Annotated in this window: 22 protein-coding genes; 19 read left to right on the forward strand and 3 right to left on the reverse strand. The window is 54.8% G+C overall.

Going from position 1 to position 21,728, the window contains the following annotated elements:
• Window positions 1-11 precede the first annotated feature (11 nt).
• Window positions 12-590, reverse strand: coding sequence for an NAD(P)H-dependent oxidoreductase (locus RSX24_RS22130; protein WP_343261799.1), 579 nt, complete (start codon window positions 588-590; stop codon window positions 12-14).
• A gap of 91 nt (window positions 591-681) precedes the next feature.
• The gene (locus tag RSX24_RS22135) at window positions 682-1,275 is read right to left on the reverse strand and encodes a TetR/AcrR family transcriptional regulator (RefSeq protein WP_343261800.1); all 594 of its coding nucleotides are present in this window, start codon (window positions 1,273-1,275) and stop codon (window positions 682-684) included.
• A gap of 138 nt (window positions 1,276-1,413) precedes the next feature.
• Here RSX24_RS22135 and RSX24_RS22140 point away from each other — a divergent pair, with 138 nt between their 5' ends.
• From RSX24_RS22140 to RSX24_RS22230, 19 genes are all read left to right on the forward strand, one after another.
• Window positions 1,414-2,427 carry a phosphotransferase family protein gene (locus RSX24_RS22140; protein WP_343261801.1) on the forward strand — a complete coding sequence of 338 codons (1,014 nt, stop codon included), beginning with the start codon at window positions 1,414-1,416 and terminating at the stop codon, window positions 2,425-2,427.
• A gap of 17 nt (window positions 2,428-2,444) precedes the next feature.
• Complete coding sequence (locus tag RSX24_RS22145) at window positions 2,445-3,443, forward strand: glycosyltransferase (protein WP_343261802.1); 999 nt, start codon at window positions 2,445-2,447, stop codon at window positions 3,441-3,443.
• 57 nt (window positions 3,444-3,500) lie between these two features.
• Window positions 3,501-3,788, forward strand: a complete 288-nt coding sequence (locus RSX24_RS22150) for a hypothetical protein (protein WP_236413333.1) — start codon at window positions 3,501-3,503, stop codon at window positions 3,786-3,788.
• A 72-nt stretch (window positions 3,789-3,860) separates the two neighbouring features.
• Window positions 3,861-4,022: a hypothetical protein gene (locus tag RSX24_RS22155; RefSeq protein WP_236413332.1), complete on the forward strand. Its 162-nt coding sequence runs from the start codon at window positions 3,861-3,863 to the stop codon at window positions 4,020-4,022.
• 102 nt (window positions 4,023-4,124) lie between these two features.
• Entirely contained in the window at window positions 4,125-6,086 is a 1,962-nt protein-coding gene (locus RSX24_RS22160; protein WP_343261803.1) for an ABC-F family ATP-binding cassette domain-containing protein, read from the forward strand.
• Window positions 6,087-6,440: 354 nt separating this feature from the next.
• The gene (locus RSX24_RS22165) at window positions 6,441-6,875 is read left to right on the forward strand and encodes a hypothetical protein (protein ID WP_236413330.1); all 435 of its coding nucleotides are present in this window, start codon (window positions 6,441-6,443) and stop codon (window positions 6,873-6,875) included.
• The gene (locus RSX24_RS22170) at window positions 6,875-7,162 is read left to right on the forward strand and encodes a hypothetical protein (protein ID WP_236413329.1); all 288 of its coding nucleotides are present in this window, start codon (window positions 6,875-6,877) and stop codon (window positions 7,160-7,162) included. Before RSX24_RS22165 ends, RSX24_RS22170 begins: the two co-directional genes overlap by 1 nt.
• Window positions 7,163-7,167: 5 nt before the next feature.
• A complete protein-coding gene (locus RSX24_RS22175; RefSeq protein WP_343261804.1) occupies window positions 7,168-8,550 on the forward strand; it encodes a glutathionylspermidine synthase family protein in 1,383 nt (460 codons plus the stop codon).
• Between the two features lie 30 nt (window positions 8,551-8,580).
• A complete protein-coding gene (locus RSX24_RS22180; protein ID WP_236413327.1) occupies window positions 8,581-8,985 on the forward strand; it encodes a DUF350 domain-containing protein in 405 nt (134 codons plus the stop codon).
• A 49-nt stretch (window positions 8,986-9,034) separates the two neighbouring features.
• Window positions 9,035-9,982, forward strand: a complete 948-nt coding sequence (locus RSX24_RS22185) for a nucleoside hydrolase (RefSeq protein ID WP_236413326.1) — start codon at window positions 9,035-9,037, stop codon at window positions 9,980-9,982.
• A 187-nt stretch (window positions 9,983-10,169) separates the two neighbouring features.
• Window positions 10,170-10,652 carry a signal peptidase II gene (lspA, locus tag RSX24_RS22190; protein WP_236413324.1) on the forward strand — a complete coding sequence of 161 codons (483 nt, stop codon included), beginning with the start codon at window positions 10,170-10,172 and terminating at the stop codon, window positions 10,650-10,652.
• Window positions 10,653-10,993: 341 nt separating this feature from the next.
• Window positions 10,994-12,235, forward strand: a complete 1,242-nt coding sequence (locus RSX24_RS22195; RefSeq protein WP_343261805.1) for an ABC transporter substrate-binding protein — start codon at window positions 10,994-10,996, stop codon at window positions 12,233-12,235.
• Window positions 12,236-12,266: 31 nt separating this feature from the next.
• Window positions 12,267-13,133 carry a carbohydrate ABC transporter permease gene (locus RSX24_RS22200; protein WP_236413319.1) on the forward strand — a complete coding sequence of 289 codons (867 nt, stop codon included), beginning with the start codon at window positions 12,267-12,269 and terminating at the stop codon, window positions 13,131-13,133.
• Window positions 13,133-13,960: a carbohydrate ABC transporter permease gene (locus RSX24_RS22205; protein WP_343261806.1), complete on the forward strand. Its 828-nt coding sequence runs from the start codon at window positions 13,133-13,135 to the stop codon at window positions 13,958-13,960. Before RSX24_RS22200 ends, RSX24_RS22205 begins: the two co-directional genes overlap by 1 nt.
• Window positions 13,961-14,206: 246 nt before the next feature.
• On the forward strand, window positions 14,207-15,613 hold the full coding sequence (locus RSX24_RS22210) for an MATE family efflux transporter (RefSeq protein ID WP_236413315.1): 1,407 nt from the start codon (window positions 14,207-14,209) through the stop codon (window positions 15,611-15,613).
• A gap of 197 nt (window positions 15,614-15,810) precedes the next feature.
• Window positions 15,811-16,689 (forward strand): helix-turn-helix transcriptional regulator, encoded by an 879-nt coding sequence (locus RSX24_RS22215; RefSeq protein WP_339278499.1) that lies wholly within the window; start codon window positions 15,811-15,813, stop codon window positions 16,687-16,689.
• 338 nt (window positions 16,690-17,027) lie between these two features.
• Window positions 17,028-17,741: a response regulator transcription factor gene (locus tag RSX24_RS22220; RefSeq protein ID WP_236413314.1), complete on the forward strand. Its 714-nt coding sequence runs from the start codon at window positions 17,028-17,030 to the stop codon at window positions 17,739-17,741.
• A complete protein-coding gene (locus RSX24_RS22225) occupies window positions 17,738-19,243 on the forward strand; it encodes a sensor histidine kinase (RefSeq protein WP_343261807.1) in 1,506 nt (501 codons plus the stop codon). The genes RSX24_RS22220 and RSX24_RS22225 overlap by 4 nt, the downstream gene beginning before the upstream one ends.
• Window positions 19,244-19,302: 59 nt before the next feature.
• The gene (locus RSX24_RS22230) at window positions 19,303-20,403 is read left to right on the forward strand and encodes an LpqB family beta-propeller domain-containing protein (RefSeq protein WP_236413312.1); all 1,101 of its coding nucleotides are present in this window, start codon (window positions 19,303-19,305) and stop codon (window positions 20,401-20,403) included.
• Window positions 20,404-20,491: 88 nt separating this feature from the next.
• On the opposite strand, the gene RSX24_RS22235 is transcribed toward RSX24_RS22230, so the two are convergent.
• Window positions 20,492-21,728 (reverse strand): S-layer homology domain-containing protein (locus RSX24_RS22235; protein ID WP_343261808.1); only part of this gene is annotated, 1,237 nt, incomplete at its 5' end.

Raw genomic sequence — 21,728 nt, forward strand, 5'->3', positions numbered from 1 at the left:
AGCCGGAGAGGCTACCTCACCCGCTGCCCGAGCCGTTCTATTTTCCCGGCCCAAGAATGCCGGCGTTCCGCCGAGAGCTTGCCCACTTGGCCCACCGCGGTGATGCCGATCGGTTTGATGCCGCAGAAGCGGAGAATGGAGTTTTTCATCATGTTGTGGCCCGGCTGGCCTTGGATGAACTTGAAGTACCAGTGCGGTCCGTCCATCGTTGTAATCAGGCGGGCCGTGCGGCCTTTAAGCAGCTGTTCGGGCAAGGGGCTCCCCTTTTTATATTTGAAGCCGAATCCCGGCTGCAATATCCGGTCCAGAAACCCTTTCAGCAGCGCGGGTGGACCTCCCCACCAGATCGGATAGACAAACACGATGTGTTCTGCCCACTTGATGAGCTCCTGCGCTTCCAGGAGATCGGGTTCAAGCGGCATTTTGTCACGGTAACCTCCCGAAAGGTTGGGGTCAAACCGCATTTCGTTGAGATGAATGACGCGCACGTCGGCCCCGGCTGCCAAGGCGCCTTTGCGATAGGCTTCCGCCAGCGTGCCGTTAAAACTGTTCGTGACCGGGTTGGACTCGATGATCAATACGTTTTTCATGGGCAAACACTTCCCGTTCCATTATTTTAGTTAATGTTTACTAACCTTATAGGCATAAGAAAAGGCCATGAATGACCTGTTCCTTTGGTTATCATCCGAAATTCGGTTGGGCCGTCAGCATGGCTCCCAATCGCTGCGCCGCTTCAGCTGCGTATGGGGCAAGCTGCTGGGGCAGCTCGCCTTGCATGCTGGCCGTAGCCATGCTGGTTACGGCACCGATCAAGAGCACGGCGGTGAACCTTGCATTCTGCTCCGGCAACTCGCCGGTCTGCATGCCTGCTTCGATCAAATCGGCGAGCGCGTCGAGCGGCTGGCGGTAATCGTCGCTGCTGCCCATGTCGGCAAAGATTTCGTGGTTCTGGGATATCAGCAGCAACCCGTAAGGGTCTTCATCGTGAAGCCGCAGCACGTCGGTGATGAGTTGGGTGAAACGCATCATAACCGGCCCTTCCTGCCGGACATATCCGTCAATCAAGGCGGTATATTCAGCGCAATATTGGGTGAACGCTTCGAGCGCGACGGCATCCTTGTTTTTGAAATGTTTATAGATCGCCGCGTCGGTCACCCCGGCAGCGTCTCCGATCTCTTTGACGGAAATGCCGTCAACGCCTTTGGTCGCAAAGAGCCGCATGGCCGCTCTCAGAATATCTTTCTTTTTGCTGTCAGCATGAGGTTTGTTTGTCATGGTTGTATAGTAAGTGATCGCTAACCAAAATGCAAGGGTTAAGATGGTTGGCTTATTCTTGCAGACAGGTAGGCGCTCAAAGTATGATGATTACAACTATGGCAGGACAGATCGGAATATGAACGGAAGGTGTGTCGGATGAACGAACATTTGCGAGTGAAGCAATGGGTTACAACCGAAGGGGAGCTGGACGAGCGGCGTGTCAAGGGCCGGGAAACGCTGTACCAGGGATGGAACGGACGATGCGTCGAACGGTTCATCGGTGCGGATGGATGCAGTTATATTTTCAAACCGTTGACCCATCCTGACCAATATGGGAAAGAGCAGTGGGTGGCCGAGCATGTGCTGCCCGCGTTGCCGCCGATCTACCCGCGCTTGATCGCGGCATCTTCGCCCGGTACCGCACCTGAACGAAGCTGGATCGTCTATGAAGACTTGGGCAGGCTGGTGCATGACTCCAGCGAGGAGACAATGATTGCGGCTGCGGCGCAGATAGCCCGATGGCATTCGCTGCCTGCAGCGCAGTGGGCCGGGCTTCCGCGCCATGGACATAAGCCTCCAATGGATCGCATGCTGGACGAGTTGTTGGAGCAAGGGCAAACGGTTAACGAGATGCTGGCGAATCTGGGTATTCACCTGACTGTGGATCAATGGAAACGCATCCCGGTCTGGATTCGTTTGTCATCGGCAGCATTATCGCCCGTCCTTTGCCATGGAGACCTTCATCCAGGCAACATTGCCGCTTCAGAGGGGCGGACCGTCATCATCGACTGGGAGCATGCCCATTTGAACAACCCGTTATGGGACGTCTACCATCTGATCGACTTGTCGCATCCGCTTTTTCCGCGCAGGGTGTCGCCCGAACTGCGGGAGCGTGTGCTGGAAGCGTATCTGGATGGACGTGAGCGGCATGGCGAGCGGGCAGAGCGGGTGAAGCGGTCTTCTTTCGTACAGTGGTATCATGCGTATGCCTTCGTATTTTCCATTTGGATGTTAAGGCTGATCGAAGGCGATTTGCGGCGGGAGCACTGCGTTTGGCCGGAGAACCAGCTGCGGAATCAATGGCGGGAGACGGCGGCAGCGTTGAACCAATGTGCGGCAGCGTTATTTGGCCAAACTACGGGCCCGCATGAACGTCCGGAACGCGAATAGAATGAGGGGGATGAGGTATGCATAAAGTAGGACTGATCATGCGTAAAATCCAATTCGCGGAGGCACAGGGCCCGCGCGTGTTTGCAGAGCGGCTGAAACAGATCGGACAGGAGCTGGGCGTGGAGATCGTCTTCATTTCGCCGGAGCGGCATGTGAGCGGATACGACTGGCTTCCGGGCTATGAGCATGAGAAGGGCGACTTGGTGAACTATGACGTCGTGCTCGACCAAATTTACAGTCAACATATCGAGCATGTCATTTATACCGTGTCCGGTTTTACCTTCCTGAACATGTTTTTGCCCAAAAGCGTGCTGTTCCCGCACAGCTTCCCCGACCCGGCGCTGACCGGATACGAAATGATGAAACCATTTTACACGATGGTGGACAAGGCGATTGTGCAGACCGATTTTCTAAAAAGAGAGCTGGATCGCCAGTTCGGCGTACATGACGTCAACGTCATTCCGATCGGCTTCGACGAAGAGCTTGCACGCCGGCATTACGACCCGGATCAGGTCGTCCATAACCGGGTGCTCTGGATCGGCCGCGACGAGGCCAACCGGCGTCCCGACCTCGTATTGGACTATGCCCGGCAGAACCCGGACAAGGACGTATACATGGTATTCGGCGGCCGCCGTTATGAGGAGAGCATGAAAAAGTATGACATTCCGCTCAACGTGAAGCTGAAGTTTGCGTTGACGCAGGCCGAGGTGTTCAGCTTGATGAACACGGCCAAGGTATATTGGAGCTGCTCGACCTTCGATACGTTCGCGATGCCGCTGACCGAAGCGATGGCCATGGGCAAGCTGGTTGTGAAACCGGAGCACGCCTGCTACGGCCACATTCGCGGCCCGCATGCCTTTGCAGGCAACGAAGCCAATTGGTTCGAGCTGGTCAATATGGCGGCAGCCTCGCCGCGTAAGGTATCGGAGGATAACCGGGAGTATGCGTTCGGCGCGTTCTCGCGCACGATCATGAAAGAGGGGTATCAGGCGTTTTTCTCGCAATGGCTGAACTAGCCAAGCGGGCCCCGCGGTACCGGTTTAAGGCAGGATCGCGAACAAGGAGGAGTACGTATGGGAGTGCTGATCTTATGGACGCTGCTGATGGTCGCGGTGCAACTGCTGATCGGATGGAGCATCTATCGTTTACAGGGTCGGAAGCTGACGTGGGTTCAGTTTGTTTTGCCCGGATTCGTGATCGTGGGCGGGGGTACCATCATTCTGATCAGTGCGCGCATCGGCGGCTGGAGCGGGCTTGGATACGGTTTGATGGGCATGTCCATTCTGGCTTCGGGACTGCTTTCCTTCGTGTCCGTGGTGATTGCGCTGGTTGTAACGCATCGGCGCAGAACAGGTCGCTGAAAAAATCGGGCTTGCAGTTCGCCATGATGCTATGATATATTGGCAATAATTATGACAAGGAGGTGAAGACAGGTGAATCACGAGATGGTCAACAACCGTATTAGCCAGCTGCCGATCGCTATGGCTGGCATTGTTCATACTTTTCCGTACAACGGGAGAAGTCTGTCCATTTTTGAATATACGGAAGTTAACCATAGCGAGAAGATGCCTGCCTTGACCTCATTCGGACGATAAGCGATAATTTGCGCTTGAATTCTGAAGGGCCGCGGAGCTAACCTCCTGCGGCTCTTTTTGTGTTGCGGTCGGGCTCTTCCATACCATAGGAGGAACCTAACAATGATGATGATTAGCGCGCAACAATTGACCCAATATTACGGAGCACATCTGGTGCTGGACGGCATTACGTTTGAAATTATGGAAGGAGACAAGGTTGCCCTGATCGGCCGCAACGGCAGCGGCAAGACGACCTTGATGCGGCTGCTTGCCCGGCTGGCACAGCCCGATGAGGGACAACTGACCATAAAAAGGGATACGAAGATCGGCTACGTGGCCCAAATCCCTGAGGGACTGGACGATTACACGGTGCTCGATGTGCTGAGCCTCGGATTCCGCGAGCTGACGGACTGCCGTGCCCGCATGAAGGAACTGGAGCAGCAAATGTCCGACCCCGATTGCGCGGGGGATGCCGACCAGCTGGAGAAGCTGTTGAAACGGTACGCCTCGCTGCAGGAGCAGTTCGAGCGGCAAGGCGGATACGAGATGGATGCGCGAATCGACCAGGTTGCAGACGGGCTGGACATTGCGAAGGAGCATTACGGCTGGACATTCGGCGACTTGTCCGGCGGGGAGCAGACCCGGGTCGTGCTGGCTTCCCAGCTGATCGTCAGGCCGGACCTGCTGCTGCTGGATGAGCCGACCAACCATCTGGATCTGGAGCGGGTCGAGTGGCTTGAGGAATTCCTCAAGGAGTACGACGGAACCATCGTTCTGATCTCCCATGACCGTTATTTCCTCGACCGGGTGGTGACGCGCACCATTGAGTTGGAAGACGGGGAAGCGCATGCGTCGGCAGGCGGTTATACGGATTACATGCAGGACAAGGAGCGTCGATTGCTGCAGCAGTTCGAGGAATTCAAGGAACAGCAGAAGGTGATCAAAAAGATGAAGGAGACGATCCGCCAGCTCGAAGAATGGGGCCGGATCGGCGGCAATGAGAAATTTTTCCGCCGCGCGGCTTCCATGCGCAAAGCGCTGGAGCGGATGGAGAAGGTGAAACGTCCCGTGCTGGAGCGCCGCAACGCCGACTTCGACATGCGCACGGAAGATCGGACAGGGCGGCGGGTAGCCGTGCTGGATGACGTGCAGAAATGTTATGGCAGCCGCACCATCTTGAACGGCGTGTCCGGATTGCTTGAATACGGCGACAAAATCGCCTTAATCGGCCGCAACGGTTCCGGCAAAACGACGCTGTTCAAGCTGCTGCTCGGCGAGGAGCAGCCTAGTGCCGGCAAGCTGGAGTGGGGGGCGCGGGTGGACGTCGGATACCTGGCCCAGCAGGAAGAGCCGGCCGATCCGAAGCTCACCGTGCTGGAGCATTTCCGGTTGGAGGCAGGCGTCGAGGAAGGGGAGGCAAGAGGCATTCTGGCGCGATACCTGTTCTACGGAGCGGATGTCTTCCGTTCGGTAGGGCAGCTCTCCGGCGGCGAATGGACGCGGCTGCGGCTCGCTCTGCTTGTGCAGCGGAAGCCGAACGTGCTGCTGCTGGACGAACCGACCAACCATCTGGACATCGCGTCCCGGGAAGCGTTGGAAGATTCGCTCGCCGATTACGATGGGACCGTGCTGGCGATCTCGCATGACCGTTATTTCGTCAATCGTCTGGCATCGCGCGTATGGGAGCTGGAGAACGGGCGGATGACGGCCTACCTCGGCGACTTTGAAGCTTACCGCACGAAAAAGGCGGAGCAGCTGCACCGCCGGGCAGAAGCGGAGCATTCAGCCAAAGACGCTGCTGAGCGACCGGGAAAAACCGCCCGTAATGCGGAGCGGACCGCTGTCTCTCCCTCTGCATCCCGCTTGGATGCCGGTTCTGGCGCAGCTTCATCGCGCAGCGGAAAGCCCGAAATGACGGCCGAGCAGCTGGAACGGCAGATCGCCGCGCTGGAGGCGGAGATGCAGGAATTCGACCGGCAGATGGAATCCCTTGCGGATACCGAGGAGCTCGCCCGACTTTGGAGCGAGCGGGAGCGCTGTTCCTCCGAGCACAATGAGCTGCTGGCGCGTTGGGCCGAGTTGTAGACAGGTCCAATGCTGCCATCGGCAGCGAAATGACTGGAAAGCGATGGCGTCGCCATCGCTTTTTGTATGCAGTGGACGGATTCTAATGTACAGGACATTCCGAGCGATAATATAATCAAAAAATTTCGCTAAATGATATTGTGATTTCTTTAAACAGGCTTGGATCGGCATTTTCCTTGTCTATCGCAAGGGTGGGATTTTTTGAGTTCCATGGAGAAGTGTGTAACTTTTTTCTTGCTCATGCGTTAAATACGTTTGTAATTATTTTGAAACGGCTCCATCAGGGCTTACAGAAGGGAAGGACTCATTATTTATTACGCATTGACTTATCGGAACTGGTCGGATGAGAAGCGGATGGAAACGGGCGTATTGGAACAGTTGTCGCTATCCCGCGACGAGCTGTTCGTGCACAAGCTGGTCGACGCTACGCTGATGAAGAACAGGCTGTGGGCGCATCTCTCCAATGAATGCGAGGATGGTCGGGAGCATGCCGTCTACGTCGCGGATTACGAGAGCCAGAAACCTGCGGAGTATGGTGCGGCGATTGCGGACGCTGCCCTTGCCATGTGCAGGGTGTCCTCCACGTACGGTGCGGAATACATGCGCTGGGACGGAAGGGCTTTTCAGGAGTTCGATCCCGGTACCAACGTGTCGTACACGATGGAACTGGCGGAAGCGCTGCTGGACCATTACTTGGTTCGCCAAGGCGTTACCTATGAGATCGTGTATTCGGTATTGGATACGGATCGCAGGAAAGTCGTTATTTTCGTAAAGGAGGTTGATCTGTAATGGCAGACGAAGGTCGAAGCGATGCACCCAAAGCCGGATCGCGCGCGAAGCTGATCGCCTTCTCGCTGATGCTGGCCGTCCCGGCCGCATTGTCCGGCTGCAGCAGCGACGACGAATGCGATCCCGAATATGACACGGGTTGCGAATACGACTCCAGCAGCGGGCATTATTATTATGGAGGATCTTCCTCCAGCACCAGCAAATCGAGCGGCTACAGCAAATCCAGCTCAAGCTCCAAGTCCAAATCGAGCGGCTTCGGCAGCTTCTTTGGCGGTTCGGGGGGATAAGCGGCATGAGGCAGATTCATGAGCTGCCCTTCAGCCATGAGGAGGTATTTGCAGGCGAAGCGGGGCGCCACATTCCGTACCATCGCATGTACGGCAAGCAATATTGCGTGCCTGCGCTGACGGTGTACAACGAAGACGAGCTGCGGGAGCTGCGCGTTGCTGCCGAGGCTGTACAAGGCATTTACGGCAAAGTGCTGCGCTTCATCCAGCGCTACATGCCGGACGGCTTTCTGGTGCAGCAGTTGGGTATCCATCCCGGACTTGTGCCGGCCGCCCGCATGGAGATGGTGCTTGGGGGAATTACCCGTCAGGACTGGATCATCGGCGAGGCTGGCTTCAAATGCATCGAAAACAATACGGATACGCCTACCGGCATTCCGGAAGCCGCCGTGCTTGAGGGCATTCTGGTCGGCATGGCGGACGGCAGCGCCGCTCTGGCCTCGCCTTCCGCAGATATGGACGAATGCATCCGCCTTTGCTTCCGCAGCTGGCTGGAGGAGTACGCGCGACGCGGGCTAACGGGAACGGTAACGTTTACGTCGTTCGGCGACCACCTGGAGGATCGCACCAACACGCAATATCTGATGGACAGGTGCCGGGAGGCCGGGTACGACGTGCATTACGCGCCGCTGGAAGAGCTGGAGATCGTTCCTGGCGAGGCGCTCTATCATCAGGGCCGCCGGATCGACCTGTTGTACCGGCTTTATCCGCTGGAATATCTGATCGATGATCGCGACGAAGAAACGGGTGTGGACATCGGCGCAGCTTTGCTGGAGCTGGTGCAGGAGGGCCGCCTCGGCCTGATGAACCCTGCCCAGCATGTGCTGATGCAGAGCAAGGGATTCATGGCGGCGATCTGGTCGCTCTACGAACGCAATGAGCAGACGCCGGAGTATTGCGGCTTCAGGCTGTTCGACGATGCGGAGCTGGCCGTGATCTCAAAATACCTGCTGCCGACGTATTTCGAATCCGGGCCTTTTGAGCTGCAATCGATCCCGTACGTGGCCAAAAGTTATTGGGGCCGCGAGGGGCGGGGCACCTCGTTGATCGGAGAGGAGCCTGCATCGGGAAGTGCCAATCACGGAACAGAACACATCCCTTTCTTGCAGGAACGTCAGCAGGAGTGCATTGCAAGCAAAGGGGATGCCGCGGATGAAGACGATGCGGAAATCGCGGCGTATTATGATAACCAGCCCAAGATCTATCAGCAATTAGCCCCGATGGAACGGGCGCAAATGGCGACCGAAGACGGGCGGTACAGCGGTTATCTGCTGACAGGCGTATTTGTGATCGGCGGACGGTTTGCCGGCGTGCTGCCGCGGATCGGCGAGAAGGTGACCGGGGATATGGCCTATTATTGCGCCGCTTCGGTAAGCTTGGTGAAATGAACGGATGAATGATGAGGAGGATGAACGGCAATGGAAAATTTGGGAGTGAACCTGCTGAACGTGGCGATAGGCATCGGCATTTTGCTGGTGGTGCTGGTGTGCGGGTATTTTGCGTTCAGCAGACTGACCCGTTATAACGACAGCGAGGAGATCGCTAAAGGCAATGAGGCGGCGGGAATGTACATGGGAAGCAAGCTGCTCGGGCTGTGCATTATCGTGGGCATGGTGTCCTTCTCCACGCATTCCTGGCTGGATATGTTGATCTGGTCGGTATTGGGAATTATTATTCTGTGCTTGGTTTATATTATATTCGATTTCCTGACTCCGAAAATGCGCGTATGCGACGAAATTGCCAAGGGCAATATGGCCGTGGCTCAGCTGCTGCGTTCGATCATCATCGGCGTTTCCATCGTCATTGGCACTTTTTTGATGTAAAATGAACCAGAAAAGGTATGGTTGAACATCAAGGAAAGGAAGATTCAGCATGAGAAAAGTCATCATTGATACGGATACGGCAGGAGACGACACGATTGCGATCCTGACGGCATTGCATCATTTTCAGGTGGAGGGCATTACGATTACCGGCGGCAACGTGCAGTTCGACCAGGAAGTCGAAAATGCGCTTTACACCGTGCAGGTTGCAGGAAAAGGGGGCAAAGTTCCGGTCTACAAAGGCCATGAACGGCCGATGCTGGCATACGGCAAAGCCCAACATCGCACGGTAGAGGACGTCCATGGGGACGACGGCATGGGCGGCGCTCATTTCCCGAAAGCGGTGCAGCGTCCCGAGACCGGCCATGCGGTCGATTTCATCATCGAGAAGGTGCACGCGAACCCGGGCGAAATTTCGCTGCTGGCCATTGCGCCGCTGACGAACATCGCGATGGCGATCCAGAAGGACCCGACCATCGTACCGGAGATCGCCCACCTGTACATCATGGGCGGCACGAACAATGCGCTCGGCAACATTACGCCGGCGGCGGAATACAACTTCTACGTGGATCCCGAAGCGGCCAAAATCGTGCTGCATTCCGGCATTCCCATGACGATGGTCGGCTGGGAAATGTGCACCGAATATTCCGTCATGGATGACGATGATCATGCCGAAATCGCGGCGCTGGATACGGCAGGCAGCCAATTTTTCACGGCCATCAACAAGGTGGTCATGCAATTCAACAAGGCGGTACATAAGCTGAATGGAACGACGCATCCCGATACGCTGCTCATGGCTGTCGCTGCCGACGAATCGGTGATGACGAAGTCCGGCAAGTACTACGTCGACGTGGAAGCGGCAGGCGAGTTGACGCGCGGATACAGCGTCGTGGACATCAACGGGCGTTTCGGCAAAGAGCCGAACGTGCGCGTCTGCGAGGCGATCGATCGGCCCAAATTCAAGTCCATGCTGCTGGACGTGCTTTCCGCAATAAAATAACAAAAGCAGAAGAACCTATCCAATGCTGCGGCATTCGGGTAGGTTTTCCTTTTTTGAGGGAGAATCCGTTTGGTTTCAGGCTTGGTGCTGTGGTACAGTAGAGGCACACGTACGGCTGTTAACGATACATTGAGACGGTTGGATATATGGCTGAGTATAGCGATAGTATGGCAGGAGGAACATGACGATGCTTTTTTATTTTATAACGCTGCTGGTCACTCTGGTGGATCAGGGCACCAAATTGGCGGTTCGGATGTACATGGAGGTTGGCGAGAACATGCGGCTGGGGAACTCTGGCATGCAGCTGCACCATTACGAGAATAGCGGCATGGCAGGCAGCATGTTTCAGGGGAATGCCAGATTGTTCGGCATCATTGCCATTCTGTTCGTGGCAGGTGTGCTGTATTACCGGAAAAAGGGGGAAATTCGCGGCCTGCTGATGAATGCGGGGGCCGGGTTCATGGTTGGCGGCGCGCTGGGCAATGCCATCGACCGCTTCGTATATGGGAAGGTGACGGACTTTCTCGTCTTTCCTTCCGGACGCGGCATTCTCAATCTGGCGGACGTTGCGATCAACGTTGGCGTGGTGCTGCTGGTGTTGGGCATGCTCGTTCGCGCTTTCCGCAATTACCGCGAGAAGCGTTTGCGCAACTCGCTGCCGAAATTTTAATGGATCAAAACGCTGCGAGGGGCTGCTCCCGCAGCGTGTGAGGTTTGCTTTTGCATAGAAGCTGTTCAAACAAATACCGTGTTTCGTGGATGAGGGATTAAACCTCCTTTCACGGGACGCGGTTTTTTGTTATGCGTGAAAGGTCGCCCTCGTAAGGCATAATACGCTGCCGAATCATGGACAGGGCTCCATGCCATTTGGTTCAAACGGATCGAAACCGTTTTAGATAAAAAGTAAAGGACCACCATGCTTGGAGTGCCTGCTTGGATTAAGGGTATGGTTATTTCACGAACGGAGTGGGTATATCTGTACATATATCAACAAGGCGAGGGAGGTACAACATGAGAAAGACGCTAACCAAATCGCTTGGAATCATGCTGCTATGCGGCGTCTTGGCTGCGTTATTGTCTGCCTGCACATCAAGCGGGGAGTCCGCCGGCGGCAAGGTGCAGCTTGAGTTTTTCCAGAACAAACCGGAAGCGAAGGGCACCTTTGACGAATTGATCAATGCGTTTAACGAGGCGCATCCCGATATTCAGGTTACCCAGATCAATCCGCCGGATGCAGAAACGGTGCTGAAGACGCGGGTCGTCAAAAACGACGTGCCCGACATTATGGCGATGGGTGCGACGGACACGTACTCGATTTTGGCCCAAAGCGGCATATTCGCCGACCTGACGAACAGCCCGCTGCTGGAAACGATCGATCCGAATTACATACAAATGCTTAAGGACGTCACGGGTATGGACAAGGTGACAGGCATCCCTTACGCAACCAACGCCAACGGCATCATGTACAACAAGACACTCTTCAAAGAAACGGGATTGGACGTTCCCAAAACGTGGGACGAGCTGATCGCGACCGCGCAAAAGATCAAGGATGCGGGAAAGATCCCGTTTTACTTTACGTATAAAGACGACTGGCAAACGAACCTGCCGTTCAACGCCCTGGCGCCGAACCTGGTGGGCATCGATTTTTTCCTGGAACGCCGGGAGAACAAGGTGACCTTTAAGGAAAAGTACCAGGAGGTGGCCGAGAAGCAGCTGAGGCTGATGAATTACGGCCATGGCGACAACTTCGGCAAGGGGTATTCCGACGGAAACAGGGCATTCGCGAACGGCGAGGCTTATATGTACATCCAGGGAACCTGGGCGATTTCCGAGATCCGCAAAGCCAATCCCAACGTCGACATCGGTTTCTTCCCCTTCCCGACGGGCAATGATCCGAGCCAAATCAAGCTGGTGAACGGCATCGATTCCCTGTTCACGATTTCGGCGGATACGCCGCACAAGGAGCAGGCCGAGCAATTTATTGCTTTTCTGCTGAAACCGGAAAACATCGGCAAATACATTGACGAGCAAACGCTCTTCTCCGCCGTAAAGGGCGTCAAGCAGGACGATCCGGCCGTGCAGGAGCTCATGCCATACATCGAGCAGGGCAGGGTCATCGATTTTGCGGACCACTACATTCCGGCTGCGGTGCAGCTGAATTCCATCGTGCAGTCCTTTTTGCAGAACCAAGACATCGACCGATATCTCGACACACTCGACAAAGAATGGGACAAGGTGGCGAACCGGCGTTAAGCCGGGATACGCTGCGTAAGGAGGATGGAGTATGAACAGACGTATCGCACCCTTTTACTGGATGACGGTCCCGGCGGTGGTATTGTTTTTTGTGTTCATGACGCTGCCGGCCCTCCAGGGGATCTATTATTCCTTCACGAACTATAACGGATTCGGCAAAAGCTACGATTTCGTCGGATTCAAAAATTATTTCTATCTTTTCCAGGACGACAATGTGGGCCATGCATACTGGTTCACGTTTAAGTTCGCGATCGTGGTCACGATCCTGACGAACGTCCTCAGCCTGCTGATTGCCCTCGGCCTGAATGCAAAGATCAAGTTCCGCAACTTTTTCCGGGGCATCTACTTTCTGCCGAACATTCTGAGCGTGCTGATCGTAGGTTACATATTCAATTACCTGTTTTCGAACGTGTTCCCGATCTGGGGCCAGAACCTGGGCATCAACGCATTATCGACGAATATTCTGGGCAGCGAAAGCATGGCTTGGATCGGGATCGTCATCGTGGCGGTATGGCAATCGGTCGCGCTCAACACGATTCTGTATTTAGCCGGACTGCAGACGATCCCGAGTACGCTATATGAGGCGTCCAACCTTGACGGTGCCGGGAAATGGCGCGAATTCTGGAGCATCACCTTCCCGCTGATTGCCCCGTTCTTCACGATCAATATGGTGCTGGCGATGAAAAACTCGCTCATGGTGTTCGACCAGATCGTCGCGCTCACGAACGGCGGACCAGGCCGGGCGACGCAGTCGATCTCGCACCTGATCTATACGGGAGGATTCGAAGGCGGCGAATACGCATATCAGTCAGCGAACTCGGTCATTTATTTCATCGTCATTGCGGTGATCTCGATTCTGCAAATCCGGTTCCTGCAAAGAAGGGAGATGGATCTGTGATGAGAACCCGCAATCGCACCAACTGGCCGGTCATGCTGATCGTGGCTGTCTGCACGCTGTTTATTCTCTTTCCGCTCTATATGACGGTGACCATTGCGCTCAAAAATCCGGAGCAAATGGCCCAATCGGTCTTCGCGTTTCCGACGGAGCTGCACTGGGAGAACTTCGCCAGCGCCATCGACATGACGAACTTCTTCCAAGCGTTCCGCAACAGTGCCCTGGTGACGGCATCCACCGTCATTCTCACGCTGCTTACGAACTCGATGGTGGCTTACGCCATCGCGCGGAACATGGAGAAACGAAAATTTTTCAAAGGGCTGTATTACTACTTCGTCAGCGCGATGTTCATTCCGTTTCCGATCATCATGCTGCCGATCGTCAAACTGACGTCCTCGCTGGATATGACAAACCTGGTGGGCCTGACCTTCCTGCACACGGTTTATGGACTGGCATTCAACGTGTTCGTATATGTCGGTTACATTAAGTCCATTCCGGTGGCTTTGGAGGAAGCGGCATTCGTGGACGGTGCGACCACCTGGGGCACGTTCTGGCGGATCATCTTTCCGCTCATGGCGCCGATCAGCGCAACGGTGGGCATTCTGACCTGCCTGTCGACGTACAACGACTTCCTGCTGCCGCTGATCATTATCAGCGATCCCAAGCAATATACGCTGCCGCTCGTGCAATACGTGTTCCAAGGACAGTTCAACACCGACTTTAACCTGGCGTTTGCGTCATACCTGCTGGCGCTGCTGCCGATGATCATCATCTATCTGTTCGCGCAGAAATGGATCATTACCGGGGTTACGCAAGGGTCTGTAAAATAAATAGCGTCGTGGAGATGGAACCCGACGCTTTCAAAGCAAGCCTGGATGAGATGTGTCCAGGCTTTTTCTGCGCTTTTTCAAACATTTTCAATATTATTGAAATAAAAATATTTATTTTCGTAAAAGCGGATGCTTTTTCAGAAAGGTTGTGCTAATATACCCCTTGTTTGTATAAGTATCTTTAACTGTTGCAGCGTCGTCATTAGTGAAAGACCAACATTTCAACGGAATTAAAGAGGTGACATCATGAGTGCAGCCGTTACGGAGACCGGGACACCGCAGCAAGGCAAATCAATGAATCTGTTTGCGTTGACCTGGCCGATTTTTTTGGAAGTATTTTTGTTTATGCTGATGGGCACGGTCGATACGCTAATGATCAGTTCAGTGTCGGACAATGCGGTGTCGGGGATCGGGGCGTCCAACCAGATTATCTCGATCGCCATCCTGATTCTCGAAGTGATCGGTAACGGAGCAGCGATTGTTGTTGCCCAATATATCGGTTCGAAGAAATTTCTTGAAGCGTCCAAAATTACGGGCATGGCGATTACGCTTAACCTTCTGATCGGTTTAGTGCTGAGCGGAGCGTTCCTGCTGTTTGGCGGACTGCTGCTCGAAAAGATGAACGTGCAGGGCGAGGTGCTTGTGTACGCCAAGTCGTACATGCACATCGTCGGGGGAGCTATTTTCCTGCAGGCATTGATCAACTCGCTTGCCGCTATCATTCGTACGTACGGGTTTACGAAAGAAACGATGTACGTATCCGTTCTGATGAACGTAATGCACGTCATTCTGAACTACATCCTGATCTTCGGCCATTTCGGCGCTCCGGCGCTGGGCGTAGAGGGCGCGGCCATCTCGACGGTCATCAGCCGTTTTACGTGCCTGCTCCTGTTCTTCTGGCTGCTGTACCGGGTTACCGAAGTACGGGTTGAATTCAAGTTCTACCTGCAATTCACGAAAAACTATGTGGCGAAAATTTTGAAAATCGGCATTCCTTCTGCCGTAGAGCAGATCATGTACCATTCTTGCCAGCTCGTTTTCCTGTTTTACGCCACGTTTCTGGGTGCGGAAGCGCTGGCTTCCCGACAATATGCGTCGAACATTTCATCGTACATTTACCTGTTCAGCATGGCGATTGGCATGGGTACGGCGATCATGGTCGGCCGGTTCGTCGGGGCAAAGGATCATGAGAGTGCCTACCAACGCGTTTGGAAAAGCGTAAAATGGGCAATGATCGCCACTATCGCGGTCGACTTGGTGGTCATCACCTTCCGTGTGCCGCTCGTGGGCATATTCACGGACAATCCGGAGGTCATCCGCATTGCGGCGCAGGTGATCCTGCTGAGCATTGTGCTGGAAACCGGGCGCACGACCAATATCGTCATCATCAACTCGCTGCGGGCTGCCGGGGATGCAAAGTTTCCGGTGTACATCGGTCTGGTCTCCATGGTGTGCCTGAGCTTGCCGCTCGGTTACCTGCTCGTATTCCAGCTTAACATGGGCCTTGCGGGGATCTGGCTGGCGATTGCCGCAGACGAGTGGACGCGAGCCTTCATCATGTTTTTCCGCTGGAAAAGCCGCAAATGGGAGAAGCATGGACTTGTGGACCATGACGAGGATGAAAATGTTCCGCAGACCGTTCCTGCCGTTTAGGACAGCGGACGCTGCGATAGTTAGCGATCAACCATCACCGATCAAGGGAATAACGTTCCTTTGGTCGGTTTTTTGTTGAGGGTGGAACCCTGTTCCTTGTTTCATTTTCCGCAAAAATGATCAAAACGTGAAACGTGCCTTCCCGTATAGTAAGGATATGGAAGGGGGCTGTTACAAGCTTGAGCCGTTATAGCACCATGATCGGACAAAGTCTGTATTTGATCGAAACCCGGCTGCATGAGCCGCTCGGGCTTGAGGAGATTGCCGCTGAAGCGGGGCTGTCGCCGTACCATTATCATCGTGTATTCCGGAAGGAAGTAGGCATGACGGTAACGGATTACATTCGCCACCGCCGAATGAGCCAGGCGTCCACGCTGCTGAGAAGTACCGACATGGGCATTCTGGACATATCGTTCGAGTGCGGATTCGAGAGTCAGGAAGCGTTCACCCGTGCGTTCAAAAAGATATACGGCATGCCGCCAGGGCGATTTCGCAAGCTGTTTGATCTGAAATTGTTCAAATTCAGAACCAGAGGAGGAGAAATAAGCATGAACCAATCAACGAAGGTAAAAGGCTGGATACTGACAGGCAGCAATCCGCAAAATTACGAGATGGGCATCGATCCGACCGTAGTCCACCAGGGAACATCGTCGGGATATTTAAAAGCGGTGACACCGATGGGAGATGGTGAATTTGCCACGATGATGCAGCAGTTCAAGGCGGACAAGTACATCGGCAAGCGGATGAAGCTGACGGGCTTCGTGAGGACCGAGAAGGTAGAGGGATTTGCGAGCCTGTGGATGCGCGTGGACAATCATGCGCAGGATGTGCTGCAGTTCGATAACATGCATGATCGTGCGATTCTCGGCACGCAGCCATGGAACCAGTACAGCATCGTGCTGGACGTGCCAGAAGGCAGCGCCGTCATATCGTTTGGCGTGATTCTGAGCGGCCCGGGCAAGGTATGGGTGGACAGCTTCCGCTTCGAGGAGGTCGATCCGAGCACACCGCTTACACACATGAGCATGGAGTACGAGATGCTGGATGAACCGACGAATTTGTCTTTTGAGGAATAGGGATAGAATTCGTACGTGTATGCAATACATGCGGGCAGCTGGATAACGAGGGTCATGAAGTCCTTTACGTCGAACGCAGCGCGGCATCGGTTTATCTGCTTATTCAGAGTCTTTCCGAGTATCGGAGAGGCTCTTTTTTCCATGCCAATGATTAGAAATGGGAGGATCAACGTAAATTACAAGCAGGTCCTTACTGCCCGCGGCGTCGACCATTGTCCCGCAAAATGGAAAATCCCTTTTCGGGGAGGAACGACCGGTATTGTTGGCGAATCCGCAGCTCCTTGTTAACATAGATGCAGAAAGCGTTTGATGACATCGCAGCAAAGGATGATATGGATATGAACAAAAGAGTGCTTGTGGTCGATGATGAATCCAGCATCGTCAGTGCCATTTCTTATGCGCTGCGGCGCGAAGGGTATGAGGTGGAAACGGCAAATGACGGGGAAGAGGCGCTCCTTAAAGTCGCTTCATTCCACCCGCGGGTCATGATTCTGGACGTGATGATGCCCAAACTGGACGGGTATGGCGTATGCCGCAGGCTGGAGGATCGGGAGGATATCGGCATCATCCTGCTTACTGTCAAAAACGACATCGTCGACAAGATCGTCGGTCTGGAGATGGGCGCCGACGATTATATGACCAAGCCGTTCGAAATTCGGGAATTGCTTGCCCGCGTGAAGGCGTTGATGCGTCGTGTGGAGAAGAGTGCCGCTCCTGCTCCGGCAGAGGATGCAAAACAGGTTCTTATTAACGGCAACCTGCGCATTCACGTGGCGCATCGCACCGTGACGCTGGGTGGGGAACGGGTAGAGCTCACGCCGAAGGAATTCGATCTGCTCGCCATCCTGATGTCCCATCCGGAACGTGTTTATACGCGGGACGACCTGCTTGACCAGGTGTGGGGAATGGAGTACGCGGGCGGAACCCGGACGGTGGACATCCATATCCAGCGGCTGCGCAAAAAGATCGGCGATACGGATCAACGCAAGCTGCAAACCGTCTACGGCATCGGATACAAGGCGTCCGCACCGGAAGCGGGCGGAGCATCATGAGAGCCGGCATCAAGCTGAAGTTTAGCGGTTTTCTGGCCGTGCTTCTGATCTTGACGGTAGTTGTGCTGAGTTATCTGGTGCTGCGCGGCATCGAGCGTAATCAGCAGGCCCAGATCGAGGGCATTTTGTCGCAGCAGACGCGTTTGGTCAATTTGAACGTAAGGCAATCTTATTATACGGAAGCGGTCCGGATGGAGCCGTCGGCTTTTCTGCAGCAGAGCGGCCGCAGGCTCGCCCAGGAGCTGGCCAATTCAACCGGGCTGCCCATTACCCTATATGACCTGAATGCGCGGCAAGTCGGTTCATCCATCATGGCCGGGGATCGCGCAGATGCCGGGGAACTGTTGAGCTATGCTTTGAACAATAAAATCGCTTATCACGAGCAGGGAGATACGATGCTGTACGTAGCGCCGCTCGACGGCCCGGAAGGCCAGATGGGCGCCGTGCAGATCCAGTATTCCGTCGCAAGCTACCATGAGTTCTACGCCCGAATCCGGCAGTTGTTCATATGGGCAGGAATCGTGGTTGTGGCGCTCAGCTTCGGCTTGGGTTACTTGTTCTACAACCGGTTCGCCGTAGCGATCACAAGGCTGAAGTCGTCAGCCGATTCCATTCGGGAAGGGAACTATATCTCCGCATCGCCGGTGAATCGCAAGGACGAATTGGGGGATCTGGGCCAGGGGATCTATTACATGAGCACGTCCATCCAGCAAAATATCGCGGCCATGGACGAAGAACAACGCAAGCTCAAGCTGGCCATCGAGAAGCTGCAGGCGCTGGAACAGCAGCAGAAGCAGTATATCGGCAACATCAGCCATGAGTTCAAGACGCCGCTAACCTCCATTAAGGCGTATGTCGAGCTGTTGGATATGTACAAGGACGATCCCCAACTGTTGGACGACGCAACGAACAACATCGGCAAAGAAACCGAGCGGTTGTACGAAATGGTGGAAAAGGTGCTGCACCTGTCCGCGCTCGAAAAATACGATTTCGAGAACCAGGCAGAAGATGTGGAAATTCGTGCACTGCTTGAAGATGCCTGCGGCCGGATGCGCGGCAAGGCGGAGAAGTTCGTCTTGCGCATGGAGCTGGACGTACAGCCTGCAACGATCCGCAGCGATCGGGAGAGCCTGATGCACATTTTCATCAATCTGCTGGACAATGCGATCAAATATAACGAGCCCGGCGGGGTAATCCGGATCGACGGCGGGCCGCGAATCAAGGAACGTGAGGCGGTCATTCGCATTTTCAACTCGGGAGCCCCCATTCCGAAGGAGGCGCGCGAGAAAATTTTCGAGCCGTTTTATACGGTCAACAAAGACAGGGCAAGGCAATCCGGGGGCACAGGGCTCGGGCTATCCCTCGTCAAACAGTTTGTCGAGAAGCAGGGCGGTGCGATCCGGCTGTTGCCGAATGGCGACCAGAACGAGGAAGGGACGACCTTTGAATTGGTTTTTCCGTTGGCGGACGCAAGTTTACAAGTTGGAAACAACTCGGATTAACTTTCGAAGTATCGGAAAGGTATGCTTGGTCCTAGAAAAGCAAATCAGGGGGGGACATCATGGATTGGAAGAAGGCGGCCTTGGGCACGCTTGGGGCGATGGCGCTGTTGTCGGCAACGGCATGCGGGGCGGGAACGTCGGGCGGCAGCACGAATGTTGGCTCGGGAACGGACATTACGGTTAAAGACAATACGAATACATCGGTATATCAGAGCTTCAAACTGGAGAAGATCGACAAGCTGCAAAATATGCGCGGGGTGGCGTGGCTGAACAATGAACTGATTTTGACGGATAAAGAGAACAAATCCTTAAAACCGGTCAACGTCGAAGGCCAGCAGCGTTATCCGCACAATCTGTACATGTACGATTTGGCGAAGGCCAGCGATACGCCGGTGAAAGAAAGCGAAGTGAGCTTGGGCGCACCGCTGGTGTCGCCGGACAGTCAGCATGTATTCTACCGCGAGCCTCAGGAGGCGACAGGCAAAGGGTTCATTTTGAACCTGCACAGCGGAGAGACGGTGCCAACAGGGGATGATGAAGGTTTTGTAGGCGAAGGAGCGTGGCTGGACAACGATCACGTCGTATTTCCGAACATGCAGGGCCAGCTGATTTCGGCGAGCGTGAACGGGGATACCAAAGTGCTGGTGGAGACGGGAAGCTTCAATACACGCAGCATTGCGGCTTCGGGCAGCCTCGTGTATTACATTACGGGTGAGGATGGCCAGTTGAATTCGGTGGATACGGCGACGGGTGAAGTGAAGCAGCTGCTGAAAAGCGTGGAATGGGTAATCCCGTCCACGGATGGCTCAAGGCTCGCCATCGTGAAAAAAACCGCCGACACGAAACGGGCGCTGGTGCTTACTGACCTGGAAGGCAATGAGAAGGCTACGCTTGCGCGCGGTACCCAAATTTTCGGCACAAGCTGGTCCGGCGATGATTCGAAGATCGCCTATACGATCAATTCGGACAACGACAACGAGAAAGGACTGTTCGTGTCCAACACGGAATCCGGAGAGCAATTCCAGATTTCCGCCGACATGGACAACGTCTCCGATCCGCTGAGCTGGAGTCCGGAGGGCAATCGGATTCTGCTGTCTCAGTCCGTGCTCGAAAATGATTCGTACCGTTTCGTCACCTCGATCATTACGATTTCGGAGTGATTGGGCGGCCCATGCAGAAGAGCCTTGTGTTTCGATTGGATTGACATCGAAACACGAGGCTCTTTTCCGGTTCTGCGCATCAGCGCGCTTATGGGAGGTTGATCTGCATCAATACGTTCAGCGCTTCTGCCCGAGTGGCGTTTGCCGCTGGGGCAAATTCGTTATTACTTCTGCCTGATAGGAGGCCGTCTCGTTGCATGGAGGCAACGGCCGTCCTTGCCCATGCCGGGATGCTTGCATCGTCCGCGAACGTAGTCGCTGCATTCCCTGACGTTTCGGCGCCCAATACATTGGTCACGATTACGGCCATCTCAGCCCGAGTGATCGGGTCTTGCGGGCGGAACGCGCCGCTTGCGTCGCCTTGGATGTAGCCCAGGCTTCCGGCTTGTGCTACGGCAGATTGCGCCCACGACCCAATCTCCTCGTTATCCGTGAAATGTGCCGTGGCACCATCAGATTGGAGCTGTAGACGGTTCATCAGCATAACGACGAATTCCGCCCGGGTCACGGCCTTTCCGGGTTTGAAGCTGCCATCGCTGTAACCCTTGACGATTCCTTCGCGCACGGCTTGAATGATGATATTTTCTGCCCAATGTCCCTTGATATCCCGGAATGATGCGGGTTCTGGTTGTTCGGGCTGGGCGACGGCAAATACAGCGAATTTGGTGAAATGATCCACATTGACCTGAATGCGCGAGCCCTGAGTGCTTGAAGCTCCCGCAGGCGTCCATATCTTCTGCCGTTCGTCGAAATACATGATTTCTGCCCGTTCATTGCTTGCCAGCAAAGCGGTGTCGAATGCCATGTCCAGGTTTACGGGCACGCTGAAATGATCGGGGAAGTCCTTCAACAGCTCGTACACGGGACTGAGCAAACGTTTCTGATTGGTCAGCAAAGCTTCGGGATCGGCAAGCTTGTTGATGGATATGACCATTGCATGCGGTGAGGCACCTTTGGGAATATTCATCGTTATTGCTGGTCCGAGGCTTATCCGCCCTGGCTGCCCTGCGGCAAGAGTCAGACGTCCATCGGTAGAGACGGCTGCGTCGGAGGGACCTGGGGTGGAAACGGAGCCGGAGCTGCCCGAACTGCTCGAACCGCCAGAACTGTCCGAATTACCCGAACCGCCGGAACTGCCGGAACCGCTGCTGCCTCCGCCTTCTGATCCTCCACCGGACTCCCCGCCAGTATTTTCCGCGGGAATTGCTGCCCATTTGGCGTACAGCGTAAGGTTGTCGGTGATCGGCATGTTGTCGAAATCAAACGCTTGCGTCAGTTCCGAATCGGTAAACCAGCCTTCAAAGGTATATCCGGTGCGTGAAGGC

Origin of the sequence: Paenibacillus hubeiensis, from assembly GCF_032334105.1 — a bacterium.
Taxonomy (GTDB): Bacteria; Bacillota; Bacilli; order Paenibacillales; family Paenibacillaceae; genus Paenibacillus; species Paenibacillus hubeiensis.

Bases quoted from the DNA above. Each gene is read 5' to 3' on its own strand.
- RSX24_RS22200 (WP_236413319.1), top strand. From the start codon at position 12,267: ATGAACAGACGTATCGCACCCTTTTACTGGATGACGGTCCCGGCGGTG.
- RSX24_RS22225 (WP_343261807.1), top strand. From the start codon at position 17,738: ATGAGAGCCGGCATCAAGCTGAAGTTTAGCGGTTTTCTGGCCGTGCTT.
- RSX24_RS22180 (WP_236413327.1), top strand. From the start codon at position 8,581: ATGGAAAATTTGGGAGTGAACCTGCTGAACGTGGCGATAGGCATCGGC.
- RSX24_RS22170 (WP_236413329.1), top strand. From the start codon at position 6,875: ATGGCAGACGAAGGTCGAAGCGATGCACCCAAAGCCGGATCGCGCGCG.
- lspA (WP_236413324.1), top strand. From the start codon at position 10,170: ATGCTTTTTTATTTTATAACGCTGCTGGTCACTCTGGTGGATCAGGGC.
- RSX24_RS22220 (WP_236413314.1), top strand. From the start codon at position 17,028: ATGAACAAAAGAGTGCTTGTGGTCGATGATGAATCCAGCATCGTCAGT.
- RSX24_RS22185 (WP_236413326.1), top strand. From the start codon at position 9,035: ATGAGAAAAGTCATCATTGATACGGATACGGCAGGAGACGACACGATT.
- RSX24_RS22150 (WP_236413333.1), top strand. From the start codon at position 3,501: ATGGGAGTGCTGATCTTATGGACGCTGCTGATGGTCGCGGTGCAACTG.
- RSX24_RS22210 (WP_236413315.1), top strand. From the start codon at position 14,207: ATGAGTGCAGCCGTTACGGAGACCGGGACACCGCAGCAAGGCAAATCA.
- RSX24_RS22230 (WP_236413312.1), top strand. From the start codon at position 19,303: ATGGATTGGAAGAAGGCGGCCTTGGGCACGCTTGGGGCGATGGCGCTG.
- RSX24_RS22215 (WP_339278499.1), top strand. From the start codon at position 15,811: ATGATCGGACAAAGTCTGTATTTGATCGAAACCCGGCTGCATGAGCCG.
- RSX24_RS22195 (WP_343261805.1), top strand. From the start codon at position 10,994: ATGAGAAAGACGCTAACCAAATCGCTTGGAATCATGCTGCTATGCGGC.
- RSX24_RS22140 (WP_343261801.1), top strand. From the start codon at position 1,414: ATGAACGAACATTTGCGAGTGAAGCAATGGGTTACAACCGAAGGGGAG.
- RSX24_RS22175 (WP_343261804.1), top strand. From the start codon at position 7,168: ATGAGGCAGATTCATGAGCTGCCCTTCAGCCATGAGGAGGTATTTGCA.
- RSX24_RS22135 (WP_343261800.1), bottom strand. From the start codon at position 1,275: ATGACAAACAAACCTCATGCTGACAGCAAAAAGAAAGATATTCTGAGA.
- RSX24_RS22160 (WP_343261803.1), top strand. From the start codon at position 4,125: ATGATGATGATTAGCGCGCAACAATTGACCCAATATTACGGAGCACAT.
- RSX24_RS22205 (WP_343261806.1), top strand. From the start codon at position 13,133: ATGAGAACCCGCAATCGCACCAACTGGCCGGTCATGCTGATCGTGGCT.
- RSX24_RS22130 (WP_343261799.1), bottom strand. From the start codon at position 590: ATGAAAAACGTATTGATCATCGAGTCCAACCCGGTCACGAACAGTTTT.
- RSX24_RS22145 (WP_343261802.1), top strand. From the start codon at position 2,445: ATGCATAAAGTAGGACTGATCATGCGTAAAATCCAATTCGCGGAGGCA.
- RSX24_RS22165 (WP_236413330.1), top strand. From the start codon at position 6,441: ATGGAAACGGGCGTATTGGAACAGTTGTCGCTATCCCGCGACGAGCTG.